General features: G+C 70.9%; 14 protein-coding genes and 2 tRNA genes. 7 read left to right on the top strand and 9 right to left on the bottom strand.

Annotated elements, in window-relative coordinates; genetic code table 11:
* Positions 1 to 55: 55 nt before the first annotated feature.
* Together hisN and ACFYTE_RS02710 are read left to right on the top strand one after the other, a co-directional pair.
* Positions 56 to 856: a histidinol-phosphatase gene (gene hisN / locus ACFYTE_RS02715; RefSeq protein ID WP_388703858.1), complete on the top strand. Its 801-nt coding sequence runs from the start codon at positions 56 to 58 to the stop codon at positions 854 to 856.
* A gap of 296 nt (positions 857 to 1,152) precedes the next feature.
* Positions 1,153 to 1,545, top strand: coding sequence for a cyclic nucleotide-binding/CBS domain-containing protein (locus ACFYTE_RS02710; RefSeq protein ID WP_388703856.1), 393 nt, complete (start codon positions 1,153 to 1,155; stop codon positions 1,543 to 1,545).
* Between the two features lie 75 nt (positions 1,546 to 1,620).
* Here the strand turns inward: ACFYTE_RS02710 and ACFYTE_RS02705 are convergent, their stop codons facing one another.
* Positions 1,621 to 3,144, bottom strand: a complete 1,524-nt coding sequence (locus ACFYTE_RS02705) for a catalase (RefSeq protein ID WP_388703853.1) — start codon at positions 3,142 to 3,144, stop codon at positions 1,621 to 1,623.
* A 73-nt stretch (positions 3,145 to 3,217) separates the two neighbouring features.
* Between ACFYTE_RS02705 and ACFYTE_RS02700 the strand changes: the two genes are divergently transcribed.
* The 4 genes from ACFYTE_RS02700 (at position 3,218) to ACFYTE_RS02685 (ending at position 6,561) form a co-directional block, all read left to right on the top strand.
* Positions 3,218 to 3,634: a Fur family transcriptional regulator gene (locus tag ACFYTE_RS02700; RefSeq protein WP_388703850.1), complete on the top strand. Its 417-nt coding sequence runs from the start codon at positions 3,218 to 3,220 to the stop codon at positions 3,632 to 3,634.
* Positions 3,635 to 3,788: 154 nt separating this feature from the next.
* Complete coding sequence (locus ACFYTE_RS02695) at positions 3,789 to 4,556, top strand: ABC transporter ATP-binding protein (RefSeq protein WP_388703847.1); 768 nt, start codon at positions 3,789 to 3,791, stop codon at positions 4,554 to 4,556.
* Positions 4,553 to 5,413 carry an ABC transporter permease gene (locus ACFYTE_RS02690; protein WP_388703845.1) on the top strand — a complete coding sequence of 287 codons (861 nt, stop codon included), beginning with the start codon at positions 4,553 to 4,555 and terminating at the stop codon, positions 5,411 to 5,413. The genes ACFYTE_RS02695 and ACFYTE_RS02690 overlap by 4 nt, the downstream gene beginning before the upstream one ends.
* Complete coding sequence (locus ACFYTE_RS02685) at positions 5,410 to 6,561, top strand: ABC transporter substrate-binding protein (RefSeq protein ID WP_388703843.1); 1,152 nt, start codon at positions 5,410 to 5,412, stop codon at positions 6,559 to 6,561. The genes ACFYTE_RS02690 and ACFYTE_RS02685 overlap by 4 nt, the downstream gene beginning before the upstream one ends.
* An 80-nt stretch (positions 6,562 to 6,641) precedes the next feature.
* Here the strand turns inward: ACFYTE_RS02685 and ACFYTE_RS02680 are convergent.
* The 4 genes from ACFYTE_RS02680 to ACFYTE_RS02665 all read right to left on the bottom strand — a co-directional run bounded on the left by ACFYTE_RS02680 (position 6,642) and on the right by ACFYTE_RS02665 (position 12,047).
* Positions 6,642 to 6,715, bottom strand: a tRNA-Met gene (locus ACFYTE_RS02680).
* A gap of 185 nt (positions 6,716 to 6,900) precedes the next feature.
* The gene (locus tag ACFYTE_RS02675) at positions 6,901 to 8,748 is read right to left on the bottom strand and encodes a tetratricopeptide repeat protein (protein ID WP_388703840.1); all 1,848 of its coding nucleotides are present in this window, start codon (positions 8,746 to 8,748) and stop codon (positions 6,901 to 6,903) included.
* A gap of 215 nt (positions 8,749 to 8,963) precedes the next feature.
* Positions 8,964 to 9,037, bottom strand: a tRNA-Met gene (locus ACFYTE_RS02670).
* Positions 9,038 to 9,077: 40 nt separating this feature from the next.
* A complete protein-coding gene (locus ACFYTE_RS02665; protein WP_388704050.1) occupies positions 9,078 to 12,047 on the bottom strand; it encodes a UPF0182 family protein in 2,970 nt (989 codons plus the stop codon).
* Between the two features lie 174 nt (positions 12,048 to 12,221).
* Between ACFYTE_RS02665 and ACFYTE_RS02660 the strand changes: the two genes are divergently transcribed.
* Entirely contained in the window at positions 12,222 to 12,764 is a 543-nt protein-coding gene (locus ACFYTE_RS02660; RefSeq protein WP_388703838.1) for a PPA1309 family protein, read from the top strand.
* A 566-nt stretch (positions 12,765 to 13,330) separates the two neighbouring features.
* Here ACFYTE_RS02660 and ACFYTE_RS02655 read toward each other — a convergent pair.
* The 4 genes from ACFYTE_RS02655 to ACFYTE_RS02640 form a co-directional block, all read right to left on the bottom strand.
* Positions 13,331 to 14,428 carry a PDZ domain-containing protein gene (locus tag ACFYTE_RS02655; RefSeq protein ID WP_388703837.1) on the bottom strand — a complete coding sequence of 366 codons (1,098 nt, stop codon included), beginning with the start codon at positions 14,426 to 14,428 and terminating at the stop codon, positions 13,331 to 13,333.
* Between the two features lie 59 nt (positions 14,429 to 14,487).
* Positions 14,488 to 14,652, bottom strand: a complete 165-nt coding sequence (locus ACFYTE_RS02650; RefSeq protein ID WP_388703835.1) for a hypothetical protein — start codon at positions 14,650 to 14,652, stop codon at positions 14,488 to 14,490.
* Positions 14,653 to 14,783: 131 nt separating this feature from the next.
* A complete protein-coding gene (locus ACFYTE_RS02645; protein WP_388703833.1) occupies positions 14,784 to 15,242 on the bottom strand; it encodes a molybdenum cofactor biosynthesis protein MoaE in 459 nt (152 codons plus the stop codon).
* A 196-nt stretch (positions 15,243 to 15,438) separates the two neighbouring features.
* The gene (locus ACFYTE_RS02640; protein WP_388703831.1) at positions 15,439 to 16,551 is read right to left on the bottom strand and encodes an SDR family oxidoreductase; all 1,113 of its coding nucleotides are present in this window, start codon (positions 16,549 to 16,551) and stop codon (positions 15,439 to 15,441) included.
* Positions 16,552 to 16,681 lie beyond the last annotated feature (130 nt).

Here is a 16,681-nt window from a genome sequence, read left to right as displayed (position 1 = left end):
CTCGCCCGCGGCCCCCGCTGGCCGCGCCGCGAGTGGGCCGGATACGGTGCATCACATGCCCGACTACCTCGACGACCTCCGCCTCGCCCACGTCCTCGCGGACGCGGCCGACGCCGCGACGACGTCCCGCTTCAAGGCCCTCGACCTCAAGGTGGAGACCAAGCCGGACATGACCCCGGTGAGCGAGGCGGACAAGGCCGCCGAGGAGCTGATCCGCGGCCAGCTCCAGCGCGCCCGGCCCCGGGACGCCGTCCTCGGCGAGGAGTACGGCATCGAGGGCACCGGCCCGCGCCGCTGGGTGATCGACCCGATCGACGGCACCAAGAACTACGTGCGGGGCGTGCCGGTCTGGGCCACGCTGATCTCGCTGATGGAGGCGGCCGAGGGCGGCTACCGGCCCGTCGTCGGCGTGGTCTCCGCCCCGGCCCTGGGCCGCCGCTGGTGGGCCGCGAAGGGCCATGGCGCCTTCACCGGCCGCAGTCTGTCCTCAGCGACCCGTATCCACGTCTCCCGGGTCTCCGAGCTGGCGGACGCGTCCTTCGCGTACTCCTCGCTGTCCGGCTGGGAGGAGCAGGGCCGGCTCGGCGGCTTCCTCGACCTCACCCGCGCGGTGTGGCGCACGCGCGCGTACGGCGATTTCTGGCCCTACATGATGGTCGCCGAGGGCTCGGTGGACCTCTGCGCCGAGCCCGAGCTGTCCCTGTGGGACATGGCGGCGCCGGCGATCGTCGTCACGGAGGCCGGCGGCACCTTCACGGGCCTCGACGGCCGCCCGGGCCCGCACGGCGGCGACGCCGCCGCGTCCAACGGTCTGCTCCACGACCGGTTGCTGGGGTATCTCAACGGGCGCTACTGAGAAGCGCGAGGTGCCTGCGCACGCCCTCGGTCAGCTGCACGCGCCCCCTTGTTGACTCGCGCTTTGCCTGCGACTCTGAGAGTCCCCCCATTTGTGAATTTGTGAATCCGTGAACTACCGATCCGTCGACGTGATCGATCCATCGATCTGCCGAATTGCCGAACTGCCGCCCTGTCGCCCTGTCGATCCATCGATCGGCACGACCGCCGGTCGGCCACTTCGTCGCCAGGTCACCGCGTCGTCCACGATCGGCCCGGATTCCTCGGAGGATTCTCCCTAGGAGGTGGCTTACTGCCATGCTCGTCCGTGACGCCATGAGCACGGTGGTCCTCACCGTCGGCCCCGCACACACCCTCCGCCAAGCAGCCGCCCTGATGTCCGCCCGCCGCGTGGGCGCCGCCATCGTCCTCGATCCCGACGCCGGCGGCATCGGCATCCTCACCGAGCGCGACATCCTCAACTCCGTGGGCCTCGGCCAGAACCCGGACACGGAACGCGCCCACGCGCACACCACCAACGACGTCGTGTTCGCCACCCCGACCTGGACCCTGGAGGAGGCGGCCCGCGCCATGGCGCACGGCGGCTTCCGCCATCTGATCGTCCTGGACCACGGCGAGCCCGTGGGCATCGTCTCGGTCCGCGACATCATCCGCTGCTGGGCTCCGCTGCGGCAGCGGGTGCCGGCCTGAGACATGCCGACGGGCCGGAGCCCCCGTACCCGGGAGATCCGGCCCGCGCCACGGCAAGCGGTCCAGTGCTGGTGATCAGCCGCGCAGGGCCTGGACCGCGGCCTCCAGCCGCTTGCCGAAGTCGTCGTCCGCCCGGCGGAAGTTCCCGATCGCGCGCTCGGCGATGTCGTCCCTGGACACCTTGGCGATGAAGCCCGCCAGGTTGCCGATCAGGCGCTCCTTCTCGTCCTCGGACATCAGCCGGTAGAGGGTGCCCGCCTGCACGAAGTCGTCGTCCTCGGCGTGCACCGGTGCCGGGTGGTCGCCCGTGCCGCCGGCGACCGCCGTGGACTGCCACAGCGGCCGGTCGGTCTGGAACGGGCCGCCGAAGCTGTTCGGCTCGTAGTTCTTCGCGCCCTTGTGGCGGCCGTCGTAGAGGAAGCCGTCACGCGCGTGGGTGCGCGCCTCGGTGGCGTGCGGCCGGTTCACCGGCAGGTGGTCGGCGTTGATGCCGACGCGGTAGCGGTGGGCGTCGCCGTAGGCGAAGAGGCGGCCCTGGAGCATCTTGTCCGGGGACGGGCCGATGCCGGGCACGAAGTGCGCGGGACTGAAGATCGACTGCTCGACCTCGGCGAAGATGTTCTCCGGATTGCGGTTGAGTTCCAGCTTGCCGATGGTGATCGGCGGGTAGTCCGCGTGCGGCCACACCTTGGTCAGGTCGAACGGGTTGAAGCGGTACGTCGCCGCGTCGGCCGCCGGCATGATCTGCACCTGCACGGTCCAGCTCGGGAACTCACCGCGCTCGATGGCCTCGCGCAGGTCCCGCTGGTGGGAGTCGGGGTCCTCGCCGGCGAGCCGGTTCGCCTCCTGCTGCGTGAGGTTCTCGATCCCCTGGTCGGTCTTGAAGTGGTACTTGACCCAGAAGACCTCGCCGGCCTCGTTGTTCCACTGGTAGGTGTGCGAGCCGTAGCCGTTCATGTGGCGGTAGGAGGCCGGGATGCCGCGGTCGCCGAACAGCCAGGTCACCTGGTGGGTGGACTCGGGCGACAGCCCCCAGAAGTCCCAGACGTTGTCCGCCTCCTGCGAGCCGGTGTACGGGTCGCGCTTCTGGGTGTGGATGAAGTCGGGGAACTTGATGGCGTCCTTGATGAAGAACACCGGGGTGTTGTTGCCGACGAGGTCGTAGTTGCCCTCCTCGGTGTAGAACTTCAGCGCGAAGCCGCGCGGGTCGCGGACCGCGTCCGCGGCGCCCAGGTTGCCGGCCACGGTCGAGAAGCGCAGGAAGGTCTCCGTCTGCTTGCCGACCTCGGACAGGAACCCGGCGCGGGTGTACCGCGTGACGTCGGCGGTGACCGTGAAGGTGCCGTACGCGCCGGCGCCCCGTGCGTGCACCACACGCTCCGGGATGCGCTCACGGTTGAAGTGGGCCAGCTTCTCCAGCAGCAGCTGGTCCTGGACCAGCACCGGGCCGCCGATGCCCGCGGTCTCGCTGTTCTGGTTGTCGGCAACCGGAGCACCGGCCTCCGTCGTGAGAGGTCCCTGCGTCACGTGCGCCTCCTGGGTCGCTTGCCACTGATCCTGTTGCTTGGCCAAAGCCGAACCCGATCCTACAATAGACATTGTCTAAGTCAAATGGCGATCCAAAGTCACACTTGTTCGGAACCTGGTCCCTTTAGCTGTTAGGCTGGTTTTCATGAGTGACCTTCTGGAACGGCTGCGCGGACGCGGATGGCGGATGACCGCGCAGCGCCGCGTCGTGGCCGAGGTCCTGGACGGCGAGCACGTCCACCTGACGGCCGACGAGGTCCATGCCCGCGCCGTCGACCGGCTGCCGGAGATCTCCCGCGCGACCGTCTACAACACCCTCGGCGAGCTGGTCTCGCTCGGCGAGGTGCTTGAGGTCGCCACCGACAAGCGGGCCAAGCGCTACGACCCGAACGCCCACCGGCCGCACCACCACCTGGTGTGCGCCCGCTGCGGCGCGATCCGCGACGTCCACCCGAACGGGAACCCGCTCGCCGACCTCCCCGACTCGGAGCGCTTCGGCTTCACGGTCTCGGACGTCGAGGTCACCTACCGCGGCCTGTGCCCGGACTGCGCAAGGGCCTAGCCCACTCACCGCGCACACCCGACGAAGACCCGGCGAGCCCCGGCAGCGACATCTGCCGGGGCTTTGTGCTGCGTACGGGCTTCCTGAAACTGACGACCCGTCATATGGTCAACGGCGCCCACCAGTCCGTTCCGCACTCCGCGAGGAGACGCCCGTGGGAGAGCCGTATCCAAAACTCCGAGCCACCGAACTGACCCGCACCTTCGGCCGAACCCCCCACACGGTCGACGCCCTCGGCCCCCTCGACCTCACCGTCGACGCCGGCGAGTTCGTCTGCGTCGTCGGCCCCTCCGGCTGCGGCAAGTCCACACTGCTGCGCATCGCCGCGGGCCTGCTGCGCCCCAGCACGGGCACGCTGGAGATCCGCACGACGAGCCCGCACCCGGTCGCCATGATCTTCCAGGACTACGGCATCTACGACTGGAAGACCGTCCAGGCGAACGTGCGCTTCGGTCTGGACGTGCAGCGCGTGCCGCGCCGCGAGGCGAACGCCCGCGCCGCCGACTGGCTGGCCCGGCTGGGCCTCGCGGACTTCGCTCACGCCCATCCGGCGACGCTCTCGGGCGGCATGCGCCAGCGCGTGGCGATCGCCCGCGCCCTGGCGGTGGAGCCCGAACTGCTGCTGATGGACGAGCCGTTCGCCGCGCTGGACGCCCAGCTGCGCACCATCCTCCAGGACGAACTGCTGGAGATCACCCAGGCGCTGCGCACCACCACCGTGTTCATCACCCACAGCCTGGAGGAGGCGATCGTCCTCGGCGACCGGGTCCTGGTGATGTCCGCGCGCCCCGGCCGGATCATCGCCGAGCGGCGCCCGCCGTTCCCGCGTCCGCGCACCGGCGACATCCGCTCGGCGCCCGCGTTCACCGCCCTCAAGGGCGAGCTGTGGGACCTGCTGCGGAAGGAGGCGGTGCCGGCATGACGACCGTGCTTTCCGACCGGGAAGCCGTCCTGGTCCGCCGCCCCGGCTCCCGCGAACTGCATCCGGCCGGCGCCCACCGCCGGCACCGCGCCCTGGAGCTGTCCCTCGCGGTGGCCGTGCCCCTGCTGCTCGTCCTGCTGTGGCAGCTGGCCGCGAGCCGGGCGTGGATCGACGACCGCGTCTATCCGGCACCGTCCGCGATCCTCGCCGACGGCTGGGACCGGGCGGCGGCCGGCGAGCTGTGGCCCGACGTGTGGGCGACGCTGCGCCGCGTCCTGGCGGGCTACGCCGTCGGCACCGCGACCGGTTATCTGCTCGGCCTCCTGATGGGTTCGCTCCCCCTGGTCCGGGCGGCCCTGGAACCGCTTCTGGACGCCCTGTACGTCGTACCGAAGCTGGCCCTGCTCCCCGTCTTCCTGAACATGTTCGGCCTCGGCGAGGGCCCGCAGGTGGCCCTGGTCGCGGCGACCGTCTTCTTCTTCGTCTGGATCTCGACGATGTCGGCGGTGATCGCCGTCCCGGCCGGCCACCGGGACGCGGGACGCGTCTTCGGCGCCTCGCCGTGGCAGATGTTCCGCCATGTCCTGCTCCCCGCCTCCCTGCCGTCGGTCCTGGTCGGCGCGCGGATCGCGGCGGGCGTGGCGGTCCTGGTGATCGTCGCCTCGGAGCAGATCGCCGCATCCGACGGCCTGGGCCATCTGATCTTCGACTCGCGCGCGCTGTTCCAGAACGACGTGATGTTCGTGGGGATCGTCTGCGTGGCCGTGCTCGGGGTGCTCTTCTCCGAGCTGGTCCGGATCGCGGGCAGGCTGCTCACTCCGTGGGCGCCGCGGGACCGGGGACGGGGGCAGTCATGAGGAGACGCTCCGGCCCCGGGCGCAGGACGGCGCTCGCCGCGGGCGCCGCCCTGCTGGCGGTGGCCGGCTGCTCGTCGGCGCACTCCGGGGACGCCCGGGCGCGGTCCGGACCGGAACACCGCACGATCCGGCCGGTCGACGGCTGCGGCACGGCGTCCTGGACCGACCCCGCGGACGTGTCCCCCGGCCGGGCACCGGCCCGCTGCGCGCCGCGCGCCCCGGCCGCCCGGCCACTGGCCCAGGACCGGAAGATCACGATCGCCACCGGGACGCTGAGCGCGGAGTATGTGGCCCCGTTGCAGGTCGCCCTCGACAAGGGTGAGTTCAAGGCGGAGGGGCTGGATGTCACGCTGCGTGTGCTGCCGACGCCGGACGCGCTGCCGCTGCTGGCCAAGGGCGACATCGATGCCCTCTGGGCGGCTCCGGAGGCGGCCGTGATGAACGGCGTCCGCGGCGGCTTCGACATCAAGTGGGTCGCGGGCAACTTCTCACCCGCCCCGGAATCGAAGAGCGGCCTGTGGGTGAAGCTGGCGAGCGGCGAGGGCGCACACCGGGTCCGGATGGCGGGCCGCACCATGGGGACCATGATCGGCAAGGGCTCGGTGATCGCGTACCCGATGCAGCGGGCCCTGGCCCGGCACGGCGGCGGCCTCGACGAGATCCGCTACCAGCAACTGGGCTCGGCGGACGTGCTCACGGCCCTGCAGGGCGGCGGCGTGGACTCGGCCTGGCTCCTCGACCCGGTCTGGCGCCGGGTGGACGGCGAGCGGGGCTATGCCTTCCTGGGCGGCCAGCCGCTCGGGGAGCCCCTGGGCGGCATGCTGTACGGCCGCACGCTGCTCCAGGACGACGTGGACGCCGGGGTGGCCCTGCTCCGGGCCTACATCCGCACGGTCGACACCTACTTCGCCGCCGACTACAAGAAGGACGCGGGTTTCGTCGCCTACCTGGCGAGGCTTCTGAAGACGGACGCGGCGGTCCTGAAGTCGACGCCGTCGCTCCGCATGGACTGGGAGATCAGATCCGGCACCGTCACCCGCCTCCAGGCCGCCTACCGGGCCCAGGGAGTCGCCGAGGGCGCGGCCCTGCCGGAGTCGAAGACGGTGGACCGCTCGCTGTACGAGGAGGCGGTGGGCCACGCCCCCTGACCCGCAGCCCCGGCATCGGGCCGCCCGGAAACACACCGAGGGCCGGAATCCACTGCCTGGATTCCGGCCCTCGGTATCAGTAGCGGGGACAGGATTTGAACCTGCGACCTCTGGGTTATGAGCCCAGCGAGCTACCGAGCTGCTCCACCCCGCGTCGGTGAACGCAACATTACGTGCCCCCCACCCCCAGACGCAAATCACTTACTGCCCCCTGCCCCGGAACTCCTCCATCACGCCCACACCACAACCCACCCAGGGGCGCGGGGAACTGCGCGCTCAGCCCCCACCCACCCGCACAAACAACCCCACCTGCAGGCCGAGCGGTCTTCCCGGCCAAAGCTACGCAGTAAGCTCGTCGCGGAGCGCATCGCTCAGCCGAGCCGCGCGTTCCGTGACCTCCGCGGGACCCAGCGTCACCGCACGGTCGGCCCACCGCTGGCCCTCCGCCAGCTCGCCGCGGCGGGCGTAGACGAGGGCCAGCCGCAGTGCCGCACGGCCGTGCCCCGCGTCGGCGGCCCGCGTCCACCACACCGCGGCCTCCGGCTCGCTCCCCTCGCGGGCCAGCAGCAGCCCCAGGTTGAACGCCCCGTTCCGGGACCCGGCCTCGGCCGCCGCCCGGTACCACCGCGCCGCCTCGACGACATCGCCCCGCGCCGCGGCCATCATCCCGACCCGCACCTGCGCGCGCCGGTGCCCCTGGCCGGCCGCCCGCTCGTACCACTCCTCGCACTCGGTCTTCTCGTGCACCGTCTCCCCCAGCTCGTGCGCGGGCCGCGGGGGCCGCCGCGCGTCGAGCAGGGCGGCCAGCCGGTATGCCGCCTCCGCGCTGCCGGCCCCCGCCGCGCACCGCAGGTGCCGCTCCGCCTGCTGTTCGTCCCCCTCCCGCAGCCGGGCGATCCCGACCTGCAGAGCCGCCTCCGTGTGCCCGGCAGCCGCCGCCCGCTCGTAGCAGCGCAGCGCCACCCGCTCCTCGCCCCGCCCTGCGTACAGGATCCCCAGGTTGAACGCCGCGTCGACGCTGCCCGCCTCGGCCGCCTTGGAGAACCACGGCTCTGCACCGGCCGGGTCGCCGCTCTGCAGCAGCAGGATCGCCAGCGCGTTGGCCGCCTCCCGGTGTCCGGCGTACGCGGCTCGCCGGTACCACTGCTCGGCCTGCCCGATCCGCCCCTGCTGGGCGCAGAGCAGCCCCAGGTTGTACGCGCCGTTGTCGTCGCCTGCGTCCAGCGCCGCCCGGTACCACCGCTCGGCGGTCTGCGGCTGGCCGCGCTCGGCGTACAGTGCGCCCAGCGCGTTCGCCGCGTTGCCGTCGCCGTCCTGCGCGGCCCGCAGCCACCACACGGCCGCGCTCTCGGTGTCCCCGGCGTCCCGCAGCAGGAATCCGAGCGCGCAGGCGGCCCGCGCCTCGCCGTCCTTGGCCGAGGTCAGGTACCAGCGCCCGGCCTCCTTCAGTTCGCCCCGCTTCTCCAGGATGGCCCCGAGCTGGAGCGCGGCCCGGCGGTGCCCGCGCGCGGCGGCCTGCCGGTACCACTGCTCGGTCTCCTCCGCACCGGACGCCCCGGCACCGGTGTCCGCGTCGGCGCCCGCGGCGCGGTCCAGCATCCGCGCCAGCCGGTACGCCGCCTCGCGGTGCCCCCGTTCGGCGGCGGCCCGCAGCCACCGCTCGGCTCCGTCCACGCCGCGGTGTTCCAGCAGATCGGCGAGCGCGTACGCGCCCAGCACATGGCCCTGTTCGGCGGACTGGCGCAGCCAGTACTCGGCCGCGGGTTCGTCGCCGCGTTCGCGGTGGTGGCGGCCGAGCGCATGCGCGGCGGCGGGCGATCCGGCGACGGCGGCGATCCGCCACCATCCGGCGGCCTCGTCGGCGTATCCGCGCTGGTGCAGCAGGACCCCGAGGTTGTTGGCGGCGGCACGGTCGCCCGCGGCGGTGGCGGCCCGCAACTGGGGTTCGGCGCCGTCGAGATCACCGCGGCGCAGCAGCATGGCGCCGAGGACGCTCATCGCCTCGACGTCACCCGCCTTGGCGGCGAGCCGGCGGCGCGCCTCCTCGGCAGCCTCGCCGGCCTCGTCACGGTCGGTGGGCTGGACAAGGTCGGCGGGGTGCACAAGGCCGGCAGCCTGCCCAAAGTCGGCAGGCTGCGCAAAACGCCCTGTCTCCAACAGACTTGCCTTGTCCCCCATAACGTCCATCGTCGCACCACCCGCAACCCGGGTACACCCGGTATACCGCAGCCCATGAGGTCACTTCAGCGTTTTGTCGACATGCCCACAGAGAGACAAGTCAAACACACATCCCCCAAGTCCCCACGAGGGCGCGGCGACCCCGCACATCGGCACATGCGTTCGTCGTGCGTACGCACACGTCGAAGGCCCGGATCCCTGAGGATCCGGGCCTTCGACTTCAGTAGCGGGGACAGGATTTGAACCTGCGACCTCTGGGTTATGAGCCCAGCGAGCTACCGAGCTGCTCCACCCCGCGCCGTGTGCAGTAACCGTACCACGGCACGGGGTGGTCTTGATCAGCCGCTGCTCGGACTGCCGCCCGGACTGGGGCTGCCGCTCGGACTCGGACTGCCGCCGCCCTTGCCGTCGCCGTTCTTGCCGCCGCTCGCGCTGTCGGCCTTGGCCTGTGCCTCCTCGGCCCGCTTCAGCGCGTCCTGGAGGTCCTTCTGCGCCTTGCCGTAGGCCGTCCAGTCGTTGTTCTTCAGGGCCTCCTGGCCGGCGTCGAAGGCCTTCTGCGCGTCCTTCAGCGCCTGCTGGACGGTGGGATCACCGGAGGCCGGCGGTGGATTCTCGGTGCCGGTACCGGCGCCGTTGTCGGTGTCCGACGGCGGAGGAGTCGATGCCTTCGCCCCGAACACCACGTCCAGGGCCTCGTCGAGGGTGTCCTCGAAGGCGGTTCTGCCCTCGTAGGTCACCAACACCTTCCGCAGCAGCGGGTACTTGAGTCCACCACCGCGTACATAGACCGGCTCCACGTACATCAGTCCGCCGTCGAGCGGCACGGTCAGCAGGTTGCCGTACTCGACCTGGGAGCTGCCGCCCTCAAGCAGCTTGATCGCCGAGGCGATCTCCTGTTCCGAGTTGAACTGGCTCTGCACCTGTTTGGGCCCGTCGACCGTCGTGCTCGTCGGCAGTTTCAGGATTCTGATCTTGCCGTAGTCGCTGGTGCCCGCCTCGGCGTCGACCGACATGAACCCGCTGAGATTGTCCCGGCCGTTGGGCGTGAAGGTCGTCGACAGCGAGAACGACTGCGACGTCTGGTCGGGCATCCGCATGCTCAGGTAGTACGGCGGCACCGCGTTGCCCGACTTGTTGGTCGGGTCGTCCGGCACCTGCCACACCTCGCTGCCGGTCAGGAACGTCTGCGCGTCCGTCACGTGGTAGCGGGTGAGCAGTTCCCGCTGCACCTTGAACAGGTCCTGCGGGTAGCGCAGATGCGCCATCAGATCGCCCGAGATATCCGACTTGGGGTGAACCGTTCCGGGGAACGCCTTCATCCAGGTCTTCAGGACCGGGTCCTTCGTGTCCCACTCGTAGAGCTTGACCTCGCCGGTGTACGCGTCGACAGTCGCCTTCACCGAGTTGCGGATGTAGTTGACCTGGTTCTGCTGGGCGACCACCGCACGCGAGTTGTTGGTCGCGGTCAGCGAGTCGGCCGTCGTGTCACCGAGGGTCGTGCGCGAGGAGTACGGGTAGCCGTTCGTCGTCGTGTACGCGTCGACGACCCACTGGATGCGGCCCTTGACCACCGCCGGGTAGGCGTCGCCGTCGATCGTCAGCCAGGGGGCCACCGCCTCGACGCGATCCTTGGGCGTGCGGTTGTACAGGATCCGCGAACCGTCGCCGATCGCGCCGGAGTAAAGGATCTGCGGCTCGTTGAACGCCAGCGCGTACGCGGCACGGTTGATCGGGTTGGCGAGGCTGACCCCGCTCTTGCCCTGGTAGCTGGTGGTCTTCTCACCGTTGTCGTCGGAGTAGTCGATCTCCTTCTGGGGACCGCCGACGATCGAGTACGTGGTGGTCTTCTCGCCGTAGTAGATCCGCTGCTCGTAGGTGCCGAGGTCGCCCTTGGACGGCAGGTTGTACTCGGTGAAGACCGGGCGCCCCTCGGAGTCCGCCTCGGTGCCCTTGCCGGCGACCGCGCCGTACCCGTGGGTGTAACGGAAGTGGTCGTTGATCCAGTTGTTCTTCGGAATGCCGTCCAGGTTCAGCTCGCGCAGACCGATGACGGTGTCCTGGTCCTTGCCGTCCTTGGAGTACCGGTCGACGTCCAGGTTGGTCGGGAACGCGTAGTAGTTCCGCATCTGCTGGAGCTGCTGGAACGTCGGCGAGACGATGTTCGGGTCCATGATCCGGATGCTCGCGGCCGAGTTGACGTCGTCCCGCAGTCGCGTCTTGTCCGTGGTGGTGCTCTTGCCCTCGTACTCGGTGACCTTGGTGTCGTCGATGCCGTACGCCTGACGGGTCGCCTTGAGGTTCTTCTGGACGTACGGGGCTTCCTTGGCCTGCTCGTTGGGCTGGACCTGGAACTTCTGGACGATCGCCGGGTACAGACCGCCGATGAGGATCGCCGAGAGGACCATCAGGCCGAAGCCGATGACGGGCAACTGCCAGGTACGCCGCCACAGCGTGGCGAAGAACAGCAACGCGCAGATGACCGCGATGCAGAACAGGATCGTCTTCGCCGGCAGATACGCGTTCGCGTCGACGTACCTGAGGCCCGTCCAGTTGCCGGTGGCCTTGAAGTCGCTGGACTTCACGGCCAGTCCGTAACGGTCGAGCCAGTAGGCGACCGCCTTCAGGGCGACGAAGATGCCGATCAGCACCGACAGATGCCCGGTGGCCGCCGCGGTGGCCCGCGCGCCCGGACTGGTCACGCGCAGCCCGCCGTACAGATAGTGGGTGAGCGCGGCGGCGATCACGGACAGGATCGTGGCGGCGAAGCCGAAGCCCAGCAGGAAGCGGTACCAGGGCAGATCGAAGGCGTAGAAGGAGACGTCGAGGTGGAACTGCGGGTCCTTCTCGTGGAAGGGCACGCCGTTGACCCACATCAGCCAGGTGCGCCACTGGCTGGCCGCGGAGGCGCCGGCGATCAGGCCGACCAGGGCGGTGATGCCGAGCAGCAGCCACTTCTTGAAGGGCGCGATGCCCATGCGGTAGCGGTCGAGGCTCTGCTGCTCCATGGACATGGCGCTGAGCGGTGGCCGCAGCCGGTGCGCGAGCCAGACGTTGAAGCCGACCGCGAGCGCCATCAGCAGTCCGAAGACGGCGAACAGCCCGATCTTGGTCCACAGGGTGGTGGTGAACACGGACGAGTAGTGCACCGACCGGTACCACAGCCAGTCCGTCCAGAACCCCGCGAACATGGTGAACGCCATGCCGAGGACGGCAAGGACGCCCAGTGTCATGAGCAGGGTCCGGACGCGCCGGGACGGGCGGCCCGCTCTGATCCGTGGCCCCGTCGGGCCTCCGCCGCGGTCCGGCATCTGGAAAGCCAAGGTGCGTACCTCGAAGTTCGGTGGTGGTTCGCTGTCGTTGCGTCAGGCCCCGGGTTCGTGGACCGTCCGGTGGGCCCGCGGTTCACGGGCCCACACCTATGCAACTTACTGACCGTTTACTCGGTTCCCGATTCCGGCCAGGAACGAGGCAGGATTGTGACCATGTCCAACACTCCCATGGCAGCGAACCCGCTCACCCGGGTCGTGCTAGAGATCGACGAGTACGCCTCCGGCCTCGGCTGGGACCAGCCCGCTCGCCTTTTCGCCCTCGTCGACACCGCGCGGCTGCGGGCCGAGGAACCCGCGCTCGCGGCCCAGCTCGCATTGCCGGACGAGCCGGGGCCCGCCGGCCTCACCCCGATCGAGCAGGACGAGATCCCCGCGGGCAGGCCGCTCGACGAGTTCCTCGGCACCATCGCCTGGCCGGACGCCGTGGCCGGCTGTGCGCTCACGGTGGAGCGTCTGATGCTGCCGCCGTCCGCCGAGGCACAGGTGCCGCAGGGGCTGGACGGGGCGAGGCTGACCAAGTGGGTGGCGGATCACCCCGAGCGCCAGGAGGTCCGGATGACGGTCGCGGTCCTGCGCGACGGCGCCCGGGAGTCGGCGCTGCGGCTGCGTGACAAGGACACGCCGACGGAGGTGCTCACCGGGCCCGACCTGGTGCCGGGACTTGCGGATGCGCTGACGGCGACGTTCGAGGACTGACCCGCCCGCGCGCCCACGGCCCGCTGCTCCGCCCCGCGCGCCGGACACCCCTGCGGCCTCCTGCGCGCGGGCCGCCCCGCTGTCCTGCGCATGCTGACGCCGTCACGGTCTGCTGCCCGCCGAACGCCGGCGGCCCTGCGCCAGGAAGCCCCGGCTGCTGCTGACGTACCCCACCGGGACCCGGCTCGGCCGGGCCCGACAGTCCGCACACGCCGTGGTCCACGCTCGCCCCGCCCGCCCCAAGGACCCTCACGGGTCACCGGCCCGCCCGGCCCACGCACGCCCGGCGGCCGGACCGCAGCGGACCGGGCGGTGAAGCCCTAGGGACGCCTCGCCCATTCGCCTCGCCGCGATCGCAACCTGACCGGCCGGGTCTCCCTCGGCCCGGGGAGGATTGGGCGACTGCGTCCCTGCGGTCTCCCGCGCGCGGGCCGCACCCGCGGTGATCCGCGTGGGACGCCCGCGCGGTCTCCTGCACTCTGGACGCCTCGTCCGACCGGGCACCCCTTCCGGCCGGGCGTCTCCGGCCCGGTCCTTCCGGTGGCCTCGCGTGCGGTGCCGGTTGTTCAGCCCTTGGTCGTGCACTTCGGCAGGGCGGCCGTGTCTCCGCTGCGGATGTCGTCGAGGGCACCCAGGGCGTCCTTGATGGTCTTGACCTTGACGAGGGTCAGCCCGCCCGGGGCGTCCTTGGCCGCGGCGGCGCAGTTGTCGGCGGGCGTCAGGAAGTACTGGGCGCCCTTGTCACGCGCGCCGACGGTCTTCATCTCGATCCCGCCGATCGGCCCGACCTTGCCTTTGTCGTCGATCGTGCCGGTGCCGGCGACGAACTTGCCGCCGGTGAGACTGCCCGGGGTGAGCTTGTCGTAGATGCCGAGCGCGAACATCAGACCGGCGCTGGGCCCGCCGACGTCGGCGAGCTTGATGTCGATGGAGAACGGAAAGGTGTGGTCGGTCCCGGCGGAGATCCCCACGATGGCCCGCTTGGCCCCGCTGTCCTCGGACGTCGTCGTGGTGATCGTCACATCCTGGGTGAGGGTCGGCGTCCGGTTCTCCTTCTCCGCGGCGGCCTGCTCCTTGGCCGGGATGATCCTGAAGACGACGTCCTGGCCGGGCTTGTGCTTGGTCACCAGCTCGGCGACATCGGAGGGCTGCTTCACGGGCGTGCCGTCGACGGCCTTGATGACGTCACCGGCATGCAGCCGGCCCTCGGCCGGTGAGTCCTTGACGACGGTGGAGACGATCACCCAGGACTTCACCGGGATGTCCAGCTCCTTCAGGGCGGAGACCTTGGCGCTCTCCTGGGACTGGCTGAACTCCTCGGCGTTCTCCTGGGTGGACTGCTCCTCGGTCTTGCCGTCCGGGTAGAGCGTGTCGTGCGGCACAACCTTGTCGTCGTGCGCCAGCCATCCGTAGACGGCCTCGACCAGGTTCATCTTGTAGTCGGCGCTGGTGACCCGGACCGTGGTCATGTTGAGGTGCCCGGTCGTCGGGAACGTCCTGTGACCGGAGATCTGCAGCACCGGTTCGCCGTCGTGCTCCCCGAGGGTGTTCACCGTCGGTCCCGGGGACATCTCCGAGTACGGGACGGGCAGCAGTACACCCGCGCACAGAAATGCGATCAGCATCAGGGTGGAGGCGAGCATCGTCGCGGTGCGGCGTGGCATGGTTCGACACTACGGGACGAGCCTGTCGGAGCACCGTCAGGGCGCCCTCGACCGGGTTGTCACCGACCGGAGTGCGGCTTCTCCATCGCCGCGCAGAACCGGGCGTAGCCGTCCAGCTCGGGACCGTCGCTACGGGCCTTCCGCGTCCGGTTGGCCCAACTGCCCCACAGACTTGCGCCTATCGCGGCGATAAGCGGAATCAGCAACCAGGCGAGCACCGCCATGCCGACCTCCCAACCCCATGAGCGTCCGCAACTGACAGATCAGCAGATTAACCATTCGCACTGACAACGCTCAGGCCAGGGGTGCGGTTACGCAACCGGAACGGCGTGCGGGAGCGGGCCGACCTGCGGGGCTACGCCCCCACCCACTCCTCGGTGCCGTCGGAGAAGGTCTGGTGCTTCCAGATGGGCACCTCGTGCTTCAGGTCGTCGATCAGCTTCCGGCAGGCTTCGAAGGCCTCCGCCCGGTGCGGGCAGGCGACCGCGACCACGACGGCGAGATCCCCGACGTCGAGATCCCCCACCCGGTGAACGGCGGCCAGCGCCCGCACCGGGTACTCCGCGACGACCTTCTCGGCGATCCGGCGCATCTCGGCCTCGGCGCTGGGGTGACACGAGTACCCGAGCCGGTCGACGTCCGCGCCCCCGTCGTGGTTGCGCACGGTCCCGACGAACAGCGCGATGCCGCCCGCCGCGGCGTCGCCCACGGCCTGGAACACCTCGTCCACGGAGAGCGCGGTCCGGCGGACGCCGATCAGCTTGATGGGATCCTGAGCCGCCTGCTCACCGGGGTGATCGTTGGTTGGTGCCATGGAGCCATGGTGCCGCACCGCAGGGAGATCGTGGAACAGGCCGCCACGGAGACCCCGGACGGCACGCGACCCGTCACGCGCGCGTAGGCGTTCCAAGGCTCCTCCACAAGCACGATCCGCAGCTCCTCCACAGGCACGATCCGCCGGGGCCTCCTCCGGGCTCCTTCCGGGCTTCTGCCAGGGGGCCGGGATCGTCTCAGATCCGCCGCCGCGCCTTCCGTGCCCGCCGTACCACGGCCGCCGCGCCCAACAGGGCGACCGTCGCCCCCGCGGCCCCCGCCGCGGTCGCGTCCTTGCGGCCGAGCCGCCGTCCGGCCACGGTGTGCCGCCCGGAGACCTCGTCCAGCAGCTCCGCCAGGACCTCCTCGTTGGTCCACTGCGGCCGCCACCCGGCGTCGTGCAGCCGGCTCCCGCTGACCACCCAGGGGTACATCGTGTAGGCCAGGTCCCCGGCAGGCGACGGGGTGAGCCCGATCCGGTGCAGCCGGGCCGCCGCCCCCAGGGCGACCGCCGACGGCAGTTCCATCCGCCGGATCCCACTCAGCTCCTCGACCTCCTCCTGCTCCAGCCAGCCGTCGCAGCCCACGGCCAGTTCCCCGTCGACCTTCTCCAGGACGGCGTACTCCAGGGCGCCGCACAGATCCTCGACGTGGCAGAACTGCCAGGCGGGCCGCGACCCGGCCACCACGAGCAGCCGCGGCGACTCGAAGTACCTGGTGAGCGCGGTGTCGGTGCCGCCGACCAGGACGGCGGGCCGCACCACGGTGACATTGAGGCCGGGATGCGCCCGCGGCGCCCGCCGGGCCAGCCGCTCGATCTCCAGCAGGTCGCCCACCCCGGTCGCCTCGGCGGTCGCCCGCAGCTCCGCGTCCTCCGACAGGGGCAGTTCGTTGTCCGGCAGCGCCCCGTACACCATCGCGGAGGTGCACAGCACCACCCGGTGCACACCGGCCGCCGCGGCCGCGGTCAGCACGGTCTGCGTGCCGCGCACGTTGTACGCCGTCCGGGCCGCCGCTTCGGTCTCCAGGTCCAGGTCGAGCGCAAGGTGGACGACCACGTCGGCGCCGCGCAGCCTCTCGGCGATGGCCGGATCCCGTACGTCGAGGATGTGCCACTGGGCCGCCGCGCAGTCGCCGCGCCGCTCGTCGATCGCGATGACCCGCTTGACCTCCTCGGACGCGGCGAGCCGCGCGGTCAGCAGCGCGCCGACCCCGGTCGCGGCGCCCGTGACCGCGACGACGGGCCCGCGCACGGCGGGAGGGGTTGCGTGGTTTCGCGCTGCGCGAACCTGCGGATCTGGGGAACTCACCAGGCGTCTCCAGCGGTTGTCTTCAGTACATACGCGTCGGAGGCGTACGAACCAGGTGGCATCCATCCTGCCGCAGGCCGAGAGTCGGCGAAGCACCGAGGCCCGATCGGGTCTTGGTGTCTACGCTGGG

The sequence above is a fragment of the Streptomyces sp. NPDC004629 genome (genome assembly GCF_042873595.1).
In the GTDB taxonomy this organism is placed as follows: Bacteria; Actinomycetota; Actinomycetes; order Streptomycetales; family Streptomycetaceae; genus Streptomyces.
The sequence above is the reverse complement of the archived record's forward strand: the minus strand, read 5'-3'. Positions and strand labels throughout refer to the sequence as shown.

What these genes read in the sequence shown, in the direction of transcription:
- hisN (WP_388703858.1), top strand. Translation starts at nt 56, where the DNA reads ATGCCCGACTACCTCGACGACCTCCGCCTCGCCCACGTCCTCGCGGAC.
- ACFYTE_RS02710 (WP_388703856.1), top strand. Translation starts at nt 1,153, where the DNA reads ATGCTCGTCCGTGACGCCATGAGCACGGTGGTCCTCACCGTCGGCCCC.
- ACFYTE_RS02705 (WP_388703853.1), bottom strand. Translation starts at nt 3,144, where the DNA reads ATGTCTATTGTAGGATCGGGTTCGGCTTTGGCCAAGCAACAGGATCAG.
- ACFYTE_RS02700 (WP_388703850.1), top strand. Translation starts at nt 3,218, where the DNA reads ATGAGTGACCTTCTGGAACGGCTGCGCGGACGCGGATGGCGGATGACC.
- ACFYTE_RS02690 (WP_388703845.1), top strand. Translation starts at nt 4,553, where the DNA reads ATGACGACCGTGCTTTCCGACCGGGAAGCCGTCCTGGTCCGCCGCCCC.
- ACFYTE_RS02685 (WP_388703843.1), top strand. Translation starts at nt 5,410, where the DNA reads ATGAGGAGACGCTCCGGCCCCGGGCGCAGGACGGCGCTCGCCGCGGGC.
- ACFYTE_RS02675 (WP_388703840.1), bottom strand. Translation starts at nt 8,748, where the DNA reads ATGGACGTTATGGGGGACAAGGCAAGTCTGTTGGAGACAGGGCGTTTT.
- ACFYTE_RS02665 (WP_388704050.1), bottom strand. Translation starts at nt 12,047, where the DNA reads ATGCCGGACCGCGGCGGAGGCCCGACGGGGCCACGGATCAGAGCGGGC.
- ACFYTE_RS02660 (WP_388703838.1), top strand. Translation starts at nt 12,222, where the DNA reads ATGTCCAACACTCCCATGGCAGCGAACCCGCTCACCCGGGTCGTGCTA.
- ACFYTE_RS02655 (WP_388703837.1), bottom strand. Translation starts at nt 14,428, where the DNA reads ATGCCACGCCGCACCGCGACGATGCTCGCCTCCACCCTGATGCTGATC.
- ACFYTE_RS02650 (WP_388703835.1), bottom strand. Translation starts at nt 14,652, where the DNA reads ATGGCGGTGCTCGCCTGGTTGCTGATTCCGCTTATCGCCGCGATAGGC.
- ACFYTE_RS02645 (WP_388703833.1), bottom strand. Translation starts at nt 15,242, where the DNA reads ATGGCACCAACCAACGATCACCCCGGTGAGCAGGCGGCTCAGGATCCC.